Genomic DNA, 14,395 nt, shown 5'->3' with positions numbered 1-14,395 from the left:
CTGAGGCGCGTCGTCAGGTCTGCGCCATGTCCACGAAGCGCGAGTAGTGGCCCTGGAAGGCCACCGTGATCGTGGCCGTCGGGCCGTTACGGTGCTTGGCCACGATCAGGTCGGCCTCGCCGGCGCGCGGGGACTCCTTTTCGTAGGCGTCCTCGCGGTGCAGCAGGATGACCATGTCGGCGTCCTGCTCGATCGAGCCGGATTCGCGGAGGTCCGACACCATCGGCTTCTTGTCCGTGCGCTGCTCGGGGCCACGGTTCAGCTGGGAGAGCGCGATCACCGGGAGCTCCAGCTCCTTGGCCAGCAGCTTGAGGTTACGGGACATGTCCGAAACCTCCTGCTGGCGGCTCTCGGCGCGCTTGGAGCCGCCGGACTGCATCAGCTGGAGGTAGTCGATGACCACCAGCTTGAGATCGTTGCGCTGCTTGAGCCGGCGGCATTTGGCGCGGATCTCCATCATCGACAGGTTGGGTGAGTCGTCGATGTAGAGCGGCGCCGCGGAGACGTCCGGCATCCGGCGGGCCAGCCGCGTCCAGTCGTCGTCCGTCATGCTGCCGGAGCGCATGTGGTGCAGCGCCACCCGGGCCTCGGCGGAGAGCAGGCGCATCGCGATCTCGTTGCGCCCCATTTCCAGCGAGAAGATCACGCTGGGGAGATTGCTCTTGATGGAGGCGGCGCGGGCGAAGTCCAGCGCGAGGGTGGACTTACCCATGGCGGGACGCGCGGCGATCACGATCATCTGGCCCGGGTGCAGGCCGTTGGTGAGGGAGTCCAGGTCGGTGAAGCCGGTCGGCACGCCGGTCATCTGGCCCTGGCGGGAACCGATCGCCTCGATCTCGTCGAGGGCGCCTTCCATGATGTCGCCGAGCGGGAGGTAGTCCTCGCTGGTGCGCTGCTCGGTGACGGCGTAGATCTCCGCCTGGGCGCTGTTGACGATCTCGTCGACGTCGCCGTCCGCGGCGTATCCCATCTGGGTGATGCGGGTGCCGGCCTCGACCAGGCGGCGCAGCACGGCGCGCTCGTGGACGATCTCGGCGTAGTACTCGGCGTTCGCGGCCGTCGGGACGGACTGGACGAGGGTGTGCAGGTAGGAGGCGCCGCCGACCCGGGCGATCTCGCCGCGCTTGGTGAGCTCGGCGGCGATGGTGATGGGGTCGGCCGGCTCGCCCTTGGCGTAGAGGTCGAGGATCGCCTGGAAGACCAGCTCATGGGCGGGGCGGTAGAAGTCCTCGCCCTTGAGGACCTCGACGACGTCCGCGATGGCGTCCTTGGACAGCAGCATGCCGCCGAGCACGGACTGCTCGGCGTCCAGGTCCTGCGGGGGGACCCGCTCGAAGCCGCCGGACCAGGAACCGCCGTCGTCGTCGCGGTCCGGCCGGTCCCCGCGGCCGCGGCCCTTGCCGTCAGGCCGCCGGGACCGGGCCGCCGGCAGCAGGTCGCTGGGGCCGGAGCCCGCCCAAGGGTCTTCCATGGGCTCGGGAATGCTCACCCCGGCACCTCCTCCCGTCCGCGGCGCGGACCTTGCTGTGCGCTTCCTTCTTACGGCACAGCTCTGACAATCGAGACGCCCGACTCCGGTTACGGCGCGTCGAGTTCGGACGTGGTCTCAGGCCGGAAACGGGCGGCGGGCGCCGGACCACGGTAGGCCCGTGGGCACCGTCCGCCAATCTGGTTATCCACAGGCCGTGTGGATGACTGGCCCTCAGCTGTGGAGAACTCCCCGGATCCTGTGCATGGGGCGGGGGAAACTTCTGTGGACAAGCACACAATCACCCCGTGCACACCGCCCTGACCTGCGGTTTTCTCATCCATAGGCTGTGGGGGAGAAAAACTTCCACCGCCTGTTCAAGATCGCGACAAACGGCACGGAGGAGACGGCGCCGGAGCACGGAAAGTAAGGAGTGCAAAGGGTTTGCATCTCTTACCTGTGGAAGATTAGATTGAGTGCATGACACAGGCTCCCGCGACCCCGCGGCGCATCGCCCGCCGCCACGACCGCGAGATCATCGCCCTTGCCGTGCCCGCCTTCGGCTCCCTGGTCGCGGAACCCCTCTTCGTCATGGTCGACAGCGCCGTCATCGGCCACCTCGGCACCTCCCAGCTGGCCGGCCTCGGTATCGCCGCCGGGCTGCTCACCACCGCCGTCTCCGTCTTCGTCTTCCTCGCCTACGCCACCACCGCCGCGGTCGCCCGCCGGGTCGGCGCCGGCGATCTGCCCGCCGCCATCCGCCAGGGCATGGACGGCATCTGGCTCGCCCTGCTGCTCGGGGCCGCGGTCATCGCCGCCGTGCTGCCCACCGCCCCCTGGCTGGTGGAGGCCTTCGGCGCCTCCGGCACCGCCGCGCCGTACGCCACGACGTACCTGCGCATCAGCGCGCTCGGCATCCCCGCGATGCTCATGGTGCTGGCCGCCACCGGCCTGCTCCGCGGCCTCCAGGACACCCGGACCCCGCTCTACGTCGCCATCGGCGGCTTCTCCGCCAACGCCGCACTGAACGTCGGACTGGTCTACGGCGCCGGCCTCGGCATCGCCGGCTCCGCCTGGGGCACCGTCATCGCCCAGTGCGGCATGGCCGCCGTCTACCTCACCGTCGTCGTCCGCGGCGCGCGCCGGCACGGCGCCTCGCTGCGCCCCGACGCGGCGGGCATCCGCGCCTCCGCCCAAGCCGGCGTGCCGCTGCTGGTCCGTACGCTCTCGCTGCGCGCGGTGCTGATGATCGCCACCGCCATCGCCGCCCGGCTGGGCGACGCCGAGGTCGCCGCCCATCAGATCGTGATCACGTTGTGGAACCTGCTGGCCTTCGCGCTGGACGCGATAGCCATCGCCGGGCAGGCCATCATAGGCCGCTACCTCGGCGCCGGGGACCGGGCCGGCGCCCGGGCCGCCTGCCGCCGCATGGTGCAGTGGGGCATCGCCGCCGGTCTGGTCCTCGGGCTCCTGGTCGTCCTCTCCCGCCCCCTGTTCATCCCGCTGTTCACCTCCGACCCCGCCGTACGGGACCCGCTGCTGACCACGCTCCTGGTGGTCGCCGTGACCCAGCCGGTCTCCGGCGTCGTCTTCATCCTCGACGGCGTCCTGATGGGCGCGGGGGACGGGCCGTATCTCGCCGGGGCGATGGTGGTGACGCTGGCCCTGTTCGCTCCGGCCGCGCTCGCCGTGCCCGCTGTCGGCGGCGGTCTGGTGGCCCTGTGGTGGACGATGGCCTTGATGATGACCGTCCGCATGCTCACGCTCTTGCTGCGCACCCGGTCCGGCCGGTGGATTGTGACCGGAGCCTCTCGCTGAAGCATCTCCCGCAACACTCCGCGCTTGTCGATAATGACGGGGTGCGCTCGCTTGCCAGAAGGTCCTTGCTGCCCATGACGTTCGTCGTCGTCATGGCCGCTGCCGTGGCGGGATACGCCTCGGACGAGTCCCATACCAGCAGCAGAGCCAGCGGGCGGAGCAGCTTCGGCAAGTCCGGCGAGTCGGGTCAGGACCCGCAGGACCAGGACCCCGCGGCGACCGCACCGGCCGATGACGGCAACGCGTACACCCCCCGCCGGACCGAGCAGAACGCCCGGGTCGGCGTCGTCTTCGAGAAGAACGACTCCGGCGATCACTTCTGCACCGCGAGCGTGGTGCAGAGCCCGGGCCGGAACATGCTGATCACGGCCGCGCACTGCGCCTTCGACGCCGAGGCCGGAAGCACGGTCGACGACCTCGTCTTCGCCCCCGACTACCGCGACGGCGACGAGCCCACCGGCCTGTGGAAGGTCAAGAAGGTGATCCTCGACGATCGCTGGGTCAAGTCGCAGGACGAGGACCTCGACGTCGCCTTCCTCATCCTGGACAAGAAGGATGGCAAGGACATCCAGGACGTCCTGGGCGGCAACACCCTCGGCATAGACCGCGGCTTCGACAACGAAGTCAAGATCACCGGCTATCCCACCAGCCGCGACACCCCGATCTCCTGCCAGAACCGCACCACGAAGTACAGCGACACCCAGATGCGCATCCAGTGCACCGACTTCGAGGGCGGTACGAGCGGCAGCCCCTGGCTGGCCGACTACGACCCCAAGAGCCACACCGGCACGGTCATCGGTGTCCTCGGCGGCCACGAAGGCGGCGGCGACCAGGACGACGTCTCCTACGCGGCGTACTTCGACGACGACATCGCCGCGCTCTACAGACGCGCCCAGGACGACGACTGAACCCGCCGCCGTCGGCCACGGCGACCGCGGGACCGGTACGGCGAAGGGCCGCACCCCAGGACGGGGTGCGGCCCTTCGGCTCGGTGCTGCGATTACGCGGCGACGACCTCGACGCCCAGCTTCGCGACGACCTCGGCGTGCAGACGCACGGAGACCTGGTGCGCGCCCAGGGTCTTGATCGGCGAGCCCAGCTCGACGCGGCGCTTGTCGACGTCCGGACCACCGGCAGCCTTGATCGCCGAAGCGACGTCGGCCGGGGTGACGGAACCGAACAGGCGGCCCGCGTCGCCGGCACGCACGGCCAGCTTCACGTTGACGCCCTCAAGCTGGCCCTTGACCTCGTTGGCCTGCTCGATCGTGGCGATCTCGCGGATCTTGCGACCGCGGCGGATCTGCTCGACGTCCTTCTCGCCACCCTTGGTCCAGCGGATCGCGAAACCACGCGGAACCAGGTAGTTACGGGCGTACCCGTCCTTGACGTCAACGACGTCACCGGCGGTGCCGAGGCCGGAGACCTCGTGGGTGAGGATGATCTTCATTTGTCGGTCACCCTTCCCTTATCGCGCGGTGGACGTGTAGGGCAGCAGCGCCATCTCACGGCTGTTCTTCACGGCCGTGGCGACGTCACGCTGGTGCTGCGTGCAGTTGCCGGTCACTCGACGGGCACGGATCTTGCCGCGGTCGGAGATGAACTTCCGCAGCAGGTTCGTGTCCTTGTAGTCGACGTAGGAGATCTTCTCCTTGCAGAACACGCAAACCTTCTTCTTAGGCTTGCGAGCAGGCGGCTTCGCCATTGTCTCTCTCCAGTGAGTTCAAGAAGTTTGTGCTGACGCCCTCAAGGCCGCCGCCCGTTTCACGGCGCTGTTTCACGTGAAACAGCGCAGCGCCGAGCCGATGCGGACTTAGAAGGGCGGCTCGTCCGAGTAGCCACCGCCGGAGCCGCCGCCCCAGCCACCACCGCCGCCACCCTGCTGGCCACCGCCAGAAGGTCCGCCGGTCGCCCACGGGTCGTCGGCGGGAGCGCCGCCGCCCTGCTGGCCGCCGCCGGGGCCACCGCCCCAGCCGCCGCCACCCTGGCCACCGCCCTGACCGCCGCCGAAGCCGCCGCCCTGGCCACCGCGACCGCTGGTCTTGGTGATCTTGGCCGTGGCGTTCTTGAGGCTCGCGCCCACTTCCTCGACGTCGAGCTCGTAGACCGTGCGCTTCACGCCCTCGCGGTCCTCGTACGACCGCTGCTTGAGGCGGCCCTGGACGACCACGCGGGTACCCCGCGTCAGGGACTCGGCGACGTTCTCGGCCGCCTGGCGCCACACCGAGCAGGTCAGGAACAGGCTCTCGCCGTCCTTCCACTCATTGGTCTGACGGTCGAAGGTGCGGGGAGTGGACGCGACGCGGAACTTCGCGACCGCCGCACCGGACGGGGTGAAGCGCAGCTCGGGGTCGTCGACAAGATTGCCGACAACCGTGATGACGGTCTCGCCTGCCATTAGGGGAACCTCTCGGCGGGTGTGCTGCTGGCTGCTGGTGTTGCTGCTACTCGGACCCGGTTACCGCTGGACGCTGACGCGTTCAGTGGGTCTCGGGACGGAGAACCTTGGTCCGGAGGACCGACTCGTTCAGGTTCATCTGACGGTCGAGCTCCTTGACGACCGCAGGCTCGGCCTGCAGGTCGATGACCGAGTAGATGCCCTCGGGCTTCTTCTTGATCTCGTACGAGAGACGACGACGGCCCCAGGTGTCGACCTTCTCGACCTTTCCGTTGCCCTCACGGACGACGGAGAGGAAGTTCTCGATCAGCGGGGAGACAGCGCGCTCCTCGAGATCGGGGTCGAGGATGACCATCACCTCGTAGTGACGCATGGTGAACCCACCTCCTTTGGACTCAGCGGCCACGGTCGTTCCGTGGCAGGAGGGTCATATGCGTTCCGCGCCGAGCCGGACCGGTCACCGGGCAGACATAGGCGCAGACGGTACACAGTACCTGCCTGAAGTCTTCCGGTTGAAATCCGCCCGGTACACCCCCCAATCTGGAACACAACGGGTGTGAGCGGCGTTACAGAGCGCCGCCCTGTCATGGGAGGTGCCGCATGGCACAGGCAGCCAGGATCCAGCGCAGTCTGCTCTCGCTTCTCAACAGCGACGGCAAGGACCATCCCGTAGAGAACACCTTCGCCCTTGTCACCGTGGTGCTCGGCGCGATCGCCGCCTTCACCACACTTTCTCCCAGTCTGCATCTGGTCAGTTCCTGGGTCGGCCTGGTCGGAATCGGCACCGGCCTGTGGGGACAGTTCATCTCGTCGACGACGGGTGAGCGCTTCCTGTTGATCATCGGCCTCGGAGCCTCAGGCTTCGGCTTCTTCCTCGGCATGGCGCACGGCGGCCTCTTCGGAGGCGTCATCGGATAGCCGCCCGGCCCCGGTGCCACTGCGGCATACGGGGCCCCGGCGCGTATGGCCCAGACGGGGCGCTCCCCGGCCACAGTAGGCTTCGGCGCGAGAGCCGGAGCCCCGAACAAGGGGACACACCTGCCGAGGAGCGCCCCGCATGAGCCTGACCCTGAGGACCATCAGTCGAGAGCAGCATCTGGCATACATCCAGAGCCTGCCCGCGGCGAGCCACATGCAGGTTCCGGCCTGGGCGGATGTGAAGGCCGAATGGCGTTCGGAGAGCCTGGGCTGGTTCGACGCGAGCGGTGAGCTGGTCGGTGCCGGCCTGGTGCTCTACCGCCAGCTGCCCAAGATCAAGCGCTACCTCGCGTATCTGCCCGAGGGACCGGTGATCAACTGGTACGCGCCGAATCTGGAGGACTGGCTGCAGCCGATGCTCAGCCACCTCAAGCAGCAGGGCGCCTTCTCCGTGAAGATGGGCCCGCCGGTGATCATCCGCCGCTGGGACGCGGCCGCGATCAAGTCGGGCATCCAGAACCCGGACGTCAAGCGGCTCCGCGACGTCGAGGCGACGCACATCGAGCCGCGCGCCTTCGAGGTGGCCGACCGGCTGCGGCGGATGGGCTGGCAGCAGGGCGAGGACGGCGGCGCCGGCTTCGGTGACGTCCAGCCCCGCTACGTCTTCCAGGTGCCGCTGGCCGACCGCTCGCTGGAGGAGGTCCACAAGGGCTTCAACCAGCTGTGGCGCCGCAACATCAAGAAGGCCGAGAAGGCCGGCGTCGAGGTCGTCCAGGGCGGCTACGACGACCTGGCCGAATGGCAGCGGCTCTACGAGATCACCGCGGAGCGCGACCGCTTCCGCCCGCGGCCGCTCGGCTACTTCCAGCGCATGTGGACGGCCCTCAACAGCGAGGACCCCAACCGCATGCGGCTGTACTTCGCCCGCCACGACGGCGTGAACCTCTCCGCGGCGACCATGCTCGTCGTCGGCGGGCACGTCTGGTACTCCTACGGCGCCTCGGACAACATCGGCCGCGAGGTCCGGCCCTCCAACGCCATGCAGTGGAAGATGCTGCAGGACGCCTACGCGCTCGGCGCCACGGTCTACGACCTCCGCGGCATCAGCGACTCGCTGGACGAGAACGACCACCTCTTCGGCCTGATCCAGTTCAAGGTCGGCACGGGCGGGCAGGCAGCTGAGTACCTCGGTGAGTGGGACTTCCCGCTCAACAAGCTGCTGCACAAGGCGCTCGACATCTACATGTCGCGCCGCTGACCGCTCCACCGCACCGTCCGTACTCCTGACACACCCCAGCCACGAGAAAGGTTCCGGGCCCGGCCATGGCGCTCACCCTCTACGTCGACACCGCGCGCTGGCGGGCGCATCAGCAGAGCGTTCTCCAGCAGTTCCCCGGGCTGGTCCCGGTCTGCAAAGGCAACGGTTACGGCTTCGGCCATGAGCGGCTCGCCGAGGAGGCCACCCGCCTGGGCGCCGACATTCTCGCGGTCGGGACGACCTACGAAGCGGCCCACATCAAGGACTACTTCAGCGGTGACCTGCTCGTCCTGACGCCGTTCCGGCACGGCGAGGAGCCGGTGCCGCTGCCCGACCGGGCGATCCGTTCGGTCTCCTCGGTCGAGGGCGTGGGCGGCCTGGTCGGCGCCCGGGTCGTGATCGAGGTCATGAGCAGCATGAAGCGGCACGGCGTCAAGCCGGAGGACCTGCCGAAGCTGGCCACGGCCATCGAGGACGTCCGGCTCGAGGGCTTCGCGATCCACCTGCCGCTGGACCGCGCCGACGGGTCCGACGCGGTCGAGGAGGTCATCGGCTGGATGGACCGGCTGCGGGCCGCCCGCCTCCCGCTGCACACCATGTTCGTCAGCCACCTCAAGGCCAATGAACTCGCCCGTCTCCAGCAGCAGTTCCCGCAGACCCGGTTCCGCGCCCGGATCGGGACCCGGCTCTGGCTCGGCGACCACGACGCCACCGAGTACCGCGGATCGGTGCTGGACGTCACCCGGGTCGCCAAGGGCGAGCGCTTCGGCTACCGCCAGCAGAAGGCGGCCTCCGACGGCTACCTGGTCGTGGTGGCCGGCGGCACCTCGCACGGCGTGGGACTGGAGGCGCCCAAGGCGCTGCACGGCGTGATGCCGCGCGCCAAGGGAGTCGCCCGGGCCGGCCTGGCGACCGTCAACCGCAACCTCGCGCCGTATCTCTGGGCCGGCAAGCAGCGGTGGTTCGCCGAGCCGCCGCACATGCAGGTCTCGATCCTGTTCGTGCCGGCCGACGCGCCGCAGCCGCAGGTCGGCGAGGAGCTGGTGGCCCATCTGCGGCACACCACGACGCAGTACGACCGCCTCGTGGACCGCTGAGCCGGACAGCAGCCCCACCGGACGGACGACGGGCCCGGTGCCGCAGATCCCCTCTGCGGCACCGGGCCCGTCTCATGGGGGCCAACAGGCTCAGTCGCGCGCCACGCCCCAGCGGACCCGCGGTGCCTTCTCGAAGTGCACCGCGTGGCGCGGCGGGTGGTACGCCCGCCCGAGCACGAACGCATCGGGGCTGCGGTCCAGGACACCGCCCGACGGGTCGTCGTCACCGTCCCTGCGGACCACGTCGCGCTCCGGCATGAGGATGTCCCGGACGACCAGGGCGCACAGGTAGAGAGTGCCCAGGAGATGCAGCGCGATGGCCAGTTGGTAGCCCTCCGGCGGCAGCCCCTGGTGCTTGTCGCCGTTGCCGGTGTACGCGAGGTACATCCAGATCCCGAGGAAGTACATGACCTCGCAGGCCTGCCAGATCAGGAAGTCCCGCCAGCGCGGCCGGGCCAGCACGGCCAGCGGGGTCAGCCAGAGGACGTACTGCGGGGAGTAGACCTTGTTGGTGAGGATGAACAGCGCCACGACGAGGAAGGCGAGCTGGGCGAAACGCGGCCGGCGCGGCGCGTAGAGGGTCAGCAGGCCGATGGCGCCGCAACCCAGGATCATCAGCAGCGTGGCGTAGGTGTTGGCGTTCTCCAGCGCGGCGCCGGTGCGCTGGGAGATCAGCAGCCAGACGGAACCGAAGTCGATGGGCCGCTGCTGGCTGAAGACGTAGAACTTCGCCCAGCCCTCGCGGATGTGGAAGCCCGTCGCATCGTGCGTGATCATCACCGGCAGGTTCACCATCAGCCAGGACGCCACCGCGCCCGCCACCGCCTTGCCGTACGCGCGCCAGGTCCCCGCCCGCCAGCACAGCACCAGCAGGGGCCCCAGCAGGAGCACGGGGTACAGCTTCGCCGCGGTCGCCAGACCGATCAGGACGCCGGCTGCCAGCGGGCGGCTGCGGGCCCACATCAGCATCCCGGCCGCCGTCAGGGCGATCGCCAGCAGGTCCCAGTTGATGGTGGCGGTGAGCGCGAAGGCGGGCGCCAGCGCCACCAGCAGGCCGTCCCAGGGACGCCGCCGGTGGGTGCGGGTCACGCACACCGCGATGACGGCGGCGCAGATCATCAGCATCCCGGCGTTGACCAGCCAGTAGATCTGCTCGCGGAACTGGAGGTCCCCGCTGTGCGGCGTCATCCAGGAAGCGACCTCCATGAAGACGCCGGTCAGCACGGGGTATTCCAGATACTCCATGTCGCCGGGCAGCCGATCGAAGTACGGGATGAGCCCGTCGGCGAAGCCGCGGCCGGCGTAGAGATGGGGGATGTCGGAGTAACAGGCATGGGTGTACTGGCTCGTGGCGCCGAAGAACCAGCCGCCGTTGTAGCAGGGGAGCTTCTGCACCATGCCGAGCGCGAACATCCCGATCGCGACCAGCGCGATGACGCGTACCGGCGTCAGCCAGTGCGTACCGAACAGCGCGTGCCGGCCGAACGGCCCTCCGATCAGCTCGCTGCCGGCCGCCGCCACCTCGTCCCGCTTCGTCGGCCGCACCGGCTCGTCCTGTCGCACGCTCGTCATGGGCCCATCCTGCCGTACGAGCAGGGGCAGAACATGGCGAAGCCCCCGCCCGGTCAAGCCGGGCGGGGGCTTCGTCGGCTCCTCCGTTTCACGTGAAACATGGCGCTGTTTCACGTGAAACGGTCGCGGGGTCAGCCTTGGGGACCGCCGAAGATGCCTCCACCGCCGTTGGCATCCGTGGGATCCGGTGTCGGAGTCGTGCCTCCGGTACTGCCGCCCGGTCCACCGGTGCCGCCGCCCTTTCCTCCACCGTTGGCGTTACCGCCGGTGTTCCGGCAGGTGGGGTCGAACGGCGAGCAGGTGTCGGTCGGCGACGGGCTCGGGCTGTCGCTCGGGGGAGCGGACTCGGTGGGCTTGTCCGACGGGGTCGCCGACGGGGTGTCGGACGGCGTGGGCGTCGGCGTCGGGGCCGGCATCCCCGCCTCGTCCGCCTTCTGCCCGATGGGCGTCGCCGGGGGGAAGTCCTCCGGGGTGACACCGTTCATCGCCTGCAGCATGTACTCGGTCCACACCTCGGTGGGCAGTGCGCCACCGTGGATCGAGTCGAAGCCACCGACACCGTTCATGGACAGCTGACGCGGGTTCTGGGCGTCCTCACGGAACATCGTGATGGCCGTCGAGAGCTGCTTGGTGTAGCCGACGAACCAGGCCGACTTGTTCTCGTCGGTGGTACCGGTCTTGCCCGCGGCCGGCATGTTCAGGCGGCGGGCCGCCTTGCCGGTGCCGTTCTGGATGACGTTCTTCAGGACCTTGGTGACGTTGTTGGCGATGTTGGAGTCCATCGCCGTCTCCTGCTTGGGCTTATCGAAGCCCTGCACGTCCAGGCCCCCCGACGTCACCTTGGTCACCGAGTAGGGCTCCACCTTGGTGCCCGACTCGGCGAACGTCGCATAGGCATCGGCCATGCGGATCGCACTCGGTGTGGAGGTGCCCAGCGCGAAGGACGGGTTGAGGTGCTTGTCGAAGCTGGCCTCGGAGATGCCGCAGGCCTGCGCCATGTCCCGGACCTTGTCCATGCCGACGTCCATGCCCAGCTGGACGAAGGGCGTGTTGACGGACTGCTCCATCGCCTTGACCAGCGAGATGTAGCCCCAGGGATGGTTGCTCTCGTTCTCCTGGTAGAAGGGCGAGTTGTCCCTCTTCAGGACGAAGTTGCCTTGTGCGTCCTTCACCTTGAGGTGGTCGTTGCCGTTGTAGAGGCTGTCCGGCGAGAGCCCCTCGGGCCGGGTCTTGGGGACGCCGTACTTCATCGACGCCGCCAGGACGAACGGCTTCCAGGTCGAGCCGACCGGCACACCGAAGGTGTCGGCGTTGTTGCTGAAGTGGCCCTTGTCGTAGCCCTCACCGCCGTACAGGGCGACGATCTTGCCGTCTCCCGGCACCACGGACGCGCCACCGAACTGGACGAACTTGTCCTTCTCCCGCTTCTTCGGGTCGATGTAGCGCTTGTCGACCTTCTTGACCGCGGCCTCCAGCTCCCGGGTCTTCTTCTCGTCGAAGGTCGTCCGGATCGTGTAGCCGCCCTTGTCGAACCGGGCCTCGGGAATGTTGGCGTGCCGCAGGACGTACTTCTTGGCGACGTCCATCAGATAGCCGATCTGACCGCTCTTGCTGGCCACGGGCTTCGGCCGGATGGGCTTCGGGAAGCGATCCATCGTGTACTTGGCCCGCTGTGCCTTCGGCATGAGGTGGTTGGCCACCTCGCGGTCCAGGATCCACGACCAGCGGGCCTTGACGCGCTTGGTGTTCTCCGCCGCCGTCGCACCCGGCCCGGTGCCGCCCGCGGGGTCGTAGAGGTTCGCGCCCTTGAGGACAGCCGCGAGGAAGGCCCCCTCGTCCGGCGTCAGCTTCTTCGCGTCCTTGCCGTAGTACGCCTGCGCCGCCGCCTGGATGCCGTACGCGCCGCGGCCGTAGTAGCTGGTGTTCAGGTAGCCCTGCAGGATGTGGGGCTTGTCCATCTTCCAGCCGACCTTGATCGCGATGAACAGCTCCTTGAACTTGCGGTCAAGGGTCTGCTCCTGGCTCAGCATCGCGTTCTTCACGTACTGCTGCGTGATGGTCGAGCCACCCTGGGTCTCACCGCCCCTGGCCATGTTCACCACGGCGCGGGCGATACCCATCGGGTCGACACCGGAGTCGGTGCGGAAGGACGCGTTCTCCGCCGAGATCGCTGCATTCTGCATCGACCTCGGGATCTCATCTATCGTCACGTTCTGACGGTTCGTCTCACCGTCGCGGGCCATGACCTTGCCGTTGGCCCAGAGATAGACGTTGTTCTGCGACTTCGCCGCGTCGCTCTCACTCGGCACCTTGACCATCGCGAGCGCCACACCGGCCGCACCGACCATCAGGCCGAGGAAGCCGACACACAGAGTGGCGACCTGCTTCCAGGACGGGACGAACCGCCGCCAGCCGAACTTGTTGGCACGCGGATAGTCGATGAACCGCTTCTTGCCGGGCGGGCCGCCGCCGTCACGACCGCGGCCGCGACCTCCCTCGGGGCCACCACCGCCACCGCCGCGGCGGCCTCCGCGGCCGCCACCACCGGAGCCCATGGCTGCGGCGTCGGGCGCCCGGCGGCGGCCGCCGCGCTGGGCGGCCCTGCGGGCCTCGGCCCGCCCGCCCTGCCTCGGCTCCTGCCCGGGCGGGCCGGAAGGAGGGGTGGGGCCGGCAGCAGAGCCATGCGTAGGGGCGGCACGACGCCCTGACCCTGACTGCTGTGCGGCGCGTCGGGCCGCGGCACGTCCGCCACTTTGCGGCTGTGGCGGTTTGCGACGGTGCTCGCTCATGGAACGGATACTCCTCGGGCAGGCGCGCTATCTCGTCGCCTGAAGGCGGCAGTTGTCTTCAGGTCCCCCCGATGCGCGGCCCACCCCAGAGGCGCGAGCCGCACTACACCGAGGACGGGGACGTCTGATATCGGCCCGCGGTTCCCGGCAGTCTGCATGCCGCACAGACTACGCACGGCCAAAACCTGCCCAGTGTTGAAATTCACTCCAAATCAGTCAGGTTGGATGGCACGAATCAGTGATGTGACGCCGTTCACCGTCCCCCCTCTTGTTCCGCCCCAGGGGCCGTTCTATCGTCTGGATGTATCGAGTCGATACATCAGGACGACATAAAGAACGCACCGGGCCGAGGAGGCGGAGGATGAGCAGACGTTCCGGCATCCTTGAGTTCGCCGTCCTCGGCCTGCTCCGTGAATCCCCGATGCACGGCTATGAGCTGCGTAAACGGCTCAATACGTCGCTCGGGGTGTTCCGTGCGTTCAGCTATGGCACCCTCTACCCCTGCCTCAAGGCGCTGGTCGCGAACGGCTGGCTCACCGAGGAGACGGACGGTGACGCGGAGGGTGTTCCCGCCGCGGCGCTGACCGGGCGGCGGGCCAAGATCGTCTACCGATTGACCGCAGAGGGCAAAGAACACTTCGAAGAATTGCTCGCCCACTCCGGTCCGGATGCGTGGGAGGACGAGCACTTCGGCGTCCGCTTCGCATTTTTCGGCCAGACGTCGCGGGACGTACGGATGCGTGTACTGGAAGGCCGCCGCAGCCGGCTGGAGGAGCGCCTGGAGAAGATGCGCACCTCCTTGGCCCGGTCCCGCGAGCGGCTGGACGACTACACCCTCGAACTGCAACGCCACGGCATGGAGTCCGTGGAGCGTGAGGTCCGTTGGCTGAACGGGCTCATCGAGAGTGAGCGTGCCGGACGCGACCATCGCGCTCCGGACCCCGCAGCGCAGAACAAGAAGAACCAGTCAGGAGATACGGGCGGCCTGCCCCGGCACCGGGGTGGATCCCGGCCGGATCCGTCCGATGACACCACCACATGAGGCACTGCGGTGCAGTGCCTCATCGAGAACACAGGGAG

The 14,395-nt window shown here is 68.6% G+C and carries 13 protein-coding genes; 6 read left to right on the top strand and 7 right to left on the bottom strand.

The window, feature by feature from the left end; genetic code table 11:
- Positions 1 to 13: 13 nt before the first annotated feature.
- On the bottom strand, positions 14 to 1,489 hold the full coding sequence (gene dnaB, locus V2J85_RS15745; protein WP_261956676.1) for a replicative DNA helicase: 1,476 nt from the start codon (positions 1,487 to 1,489) through the stop codon (positions 14 to 16).
- 459 nt (positions 1,490 to 1,948) lie between these two features.
- Between dnaB and V2J85_RS15740 the strand changes: the two genes are divergently transcribed.
- Together V2J85_RS15740 and V2J85_RS15735 are read left to right on the top strand one after the other, a co-directional pair.
- Complete coding sequence (locus tag V2J85_RS15740) at positions 1,949 to 3,286, top strand: MATE family efflux transporter (RefSeq protein ID WP_261956677.1); 1,338 nt, start codon at positions 1,949 to 1,951, stop codon at positions 3,284 to 3,286.
- Between the two features lie 74 nt (positions 3,287 to 3,360).
- On the top strand, positions 3,361 to 4,194 hold the full coding sequence (locus V2J85_RS15735) for a trypsin-like serine peptidase (protein WP_261956678.1): 834 nt from the start codon (positions 3,361 to 3,363) through the stop codon (positions 4,192 to 4,194).
- A gap of 92 nt (positions 4,195 to 4,286) precedes the next feature.
- Here V2J85_RS15735 and rplI read toward each other — a convergent pair whose 3' ends face one another.
- The 4 genes from rplI to rpsF form a co-directional block, all read right to left on the bottom strand.
- Positions 4,287 to 4,733 (bottom strand): 50S ribosomal protein L9, encoded by a 447-nt coding sequence (gene rplI, locus V2J85_RS15730; RefSeq protein ID WP_069573178.1) that lies wholly within the window; start codon positions 4,731 to 4,733, stop codon positions 4,287 to 4,289.
- An 18-nt stretch (positions 4,734 to 4,751) separates the two neighbouring features.
- Positions 4,752 to 4,988 (bottom strand): 30S ribosomal protein S18, encoded by a 237-nt coding sequence (rpsR, locus tag V2J85_RS15725; RefSeq protein WP_003978893.1) that lies wholly within the window; start codon positions 4,986 to 4,988, stop codon positions 4,752 to 4,754.
- A gap of 108 nt (positions 4,989 to 5,096) precedes the next feature.
- Positions 5,097 to 5,681: a single-stranded DNA-binding protein gene (locus V2J85_RS15720; protein ID WP_261956679.1), complete on the bottom strand. Its 585-nt coding sequence runs from the start codon at positions 5,679 to 5,681 to the stop codon at positions 5,097 to 5,099.
- An 82-nt stretch (positions 5,682 to 5,763) separates the two neighbouring features.
- Complete coding sequence (rpsF, locus tag V2J85_RS15715; RefSeq protein ID WP_006604399.1) at positions 5,764 to 6,054, bottom strand: 30S ribosomal protein S6; 291 nt, start codon at positions 6,052 to 6,054, stop codon at positions 5,764 to 5,766.
- Positions 6,055 to 6,281: 227 nt separating this feature from the next.
- Here rpsF and V2J85_RS15710 point away from each other — a divergent pair, with 227 nt between their 5' ends.
- The 3 genes from V2J85_RS15710 (at position 6,282) to V2J85_RS15700 (ending at position 8,954) form a co-directional block, all read left to right on the top strand.
- On the top strand, positions 6,282 to 6,599 hold the full coding sequence (locus V2J85_RS15710; RefSeq protein WP_261956680.1) for a hypothetical protein: 318 nt from the start codon (positions 6,282 to 6,284) through the stop codon (positions 6,597 to 6,599).
- A 139-nt stretch (positions 6,600 to 6,738) separates the two neighbouring features.
- Positions 6,739 to 7,857 (top strand): lipid II:glycine glycyltransferase FemX, encoded by a 1,119-nt coding sequence (locus tag V2J85_RS15705; RefSeq protein WP_261956681.1) that lies wholly within the window; start codon positions 6,739 to 6,741, stop codon positions 7,855 to 7,857.
- 65 nt (positions 7,858 to 7,922) lie between these two features.
- Entirely contained in the window at positions 7,923 to 8,954 is a 1,032-nt protein-coding gene (locus V2J85_RS15700; protein ID WP_330821925.1) for an alanine racemase, read from the top strand.
- A gap of 90 nt (positions 8,955 to 9,044) precedes the next feature.
- On the opposite strand, the gene V2J85_RS15695 is transcribed toward V2J85_RS15700, so the two are convergent.
- On the bottom strand, positions 9,045 to 10,526 hold the full coding sequence (locus V2J85_RS15695) for a glycosyltransferase family 87 protein (RefSeq protein WP_330821924.1): 1,482 nt from the start codon (positions 10,524 to 10,526) through the stop codon (positions 9,045 to 9,047).
- 131 nt (positions 10,527 to 10,657) lie between these two features.
- Positions 10,658 to 13,315, bottom strand: coding sequence for a transglycosylase domain-containing protein (locus V2J85_RS15690; protein ID WP_410011306.1), 2,658 nt, complete (start codon positions 13,313 to 13,315; stop codon positions 10,658 to 10,660).
- A gap of 361 nt (positions 13,316 to 13,676) precedes the next feature.
- On the opposite strand from V2J85_RS15690, the gene V2J85_RS15685 reads away from it, so the two are divergent.
- Complete coding sequence (locus tag V2J85_RS15685) at positions 13,677 to 14,357, top strand: PadR family transcriptional regulator (RefSeq protein ID WP_261956684.1); 681 nt, start codon at positions 13,677 to 13,679, stop codon at positions 14,355 to 14,357.
- The last annotated feature ends 38 nt before the right edge of the window (positions 14,358 to 14,395 follow it).

The organism is Streptomyces bugieae (genome assembly GCF_036352915.1).
Taxonomy (GTDB): Bacteria; Actinomycetota; Actinomycetes; order Streptomycetales; family Streptomycetaceae; genus Streptomyces; species Streptomyces endophytica.
This window is presented reverse-complemented; position numbering and strand designations above follow the sequence as displayed.

Coding starts and splice junctions, on each gene's coding strand:
- V2J85_RS15695 (WP_330821924.1), bottom strand. CDS start 10,526: ATGACGAGCGTGCGACAGGACGAGCCGGTGCGGCCGACGAAGCGGGAC.
- V2J85_RS15710 (WP_261956680.1), top strand. CDS start 6,282: ATGGCACAGGCAGCCAGGATCCAGCGCAGTCTGCTCTCGCTTCTCAAC.
- V2J85_RS15705 (WP_261956681.1), top strand. CDS start 6,739: ATGAGCCTGACCCTGAGGACCATCAGTCGAGAGCAGCATCTGGCATAC.
- rplI (WP_069573178.1), bottom strand. CDS start 4,733: ATGAAGATCATCCTCACCCACGAGGTCTCCGGCCTCGGCACCGCCGGT.
- V2J85_RS15720 (WP_261956679.1), bottom strand. CDS start 5,681: ATGGCAGGCGAGACCGTCATCACGGTTGTCGGCAATCTTGTCGACGAC.
- V2J85_RS15735 (WP_261956678.1), top strand. CDS start 3,361: ATGACGTTCGTCGTCGTCATGGCCGCTGCCGTGGCGGGATACGCCTCG.
- rpsR (WP_003978893.1), bottom strand. CDS start 4,988: ATGGCGAAGCCGCCTGCTCGCAAGCCTAAGAAGAAGGTTTGCGTGTTC.
- V2J85_RS15740 (WP_261956677.1), top strand. CDS start 1,949: ATGACACAGGCTCCCGCGACCCCGCGGCGCATCGCCCGCCGCCACGAC.
- V2J85_RS15690 (WP_410011306.1), bottom strand. CDS start 13,315: ATGAGCGAGCACCGTCGCAAACCGCCACAGCCGCAAAGTGGCGGACGT.
- rpsF (WP_006604399.1), bottom strand. CDS start 6,054: ATGCGTCACTACGAGGTGATGGTCATCCTCGACCCCGATCTCGAGGAG.
- V2J85_RS15700 (WP_330821925.1), top strand. CDS start 7,923: ATGGCGCTCACCCTCTACGTCGACACCGCGCGCTGGCGGGCGCATCAG.
- V2J85_RS15685 (WP_261956684.1), top strand. CDS start 13,677: ATGAGCAGACGTTCCGGCATCCTTGAGTTCGCCGTCCTCGGCCTGCTC.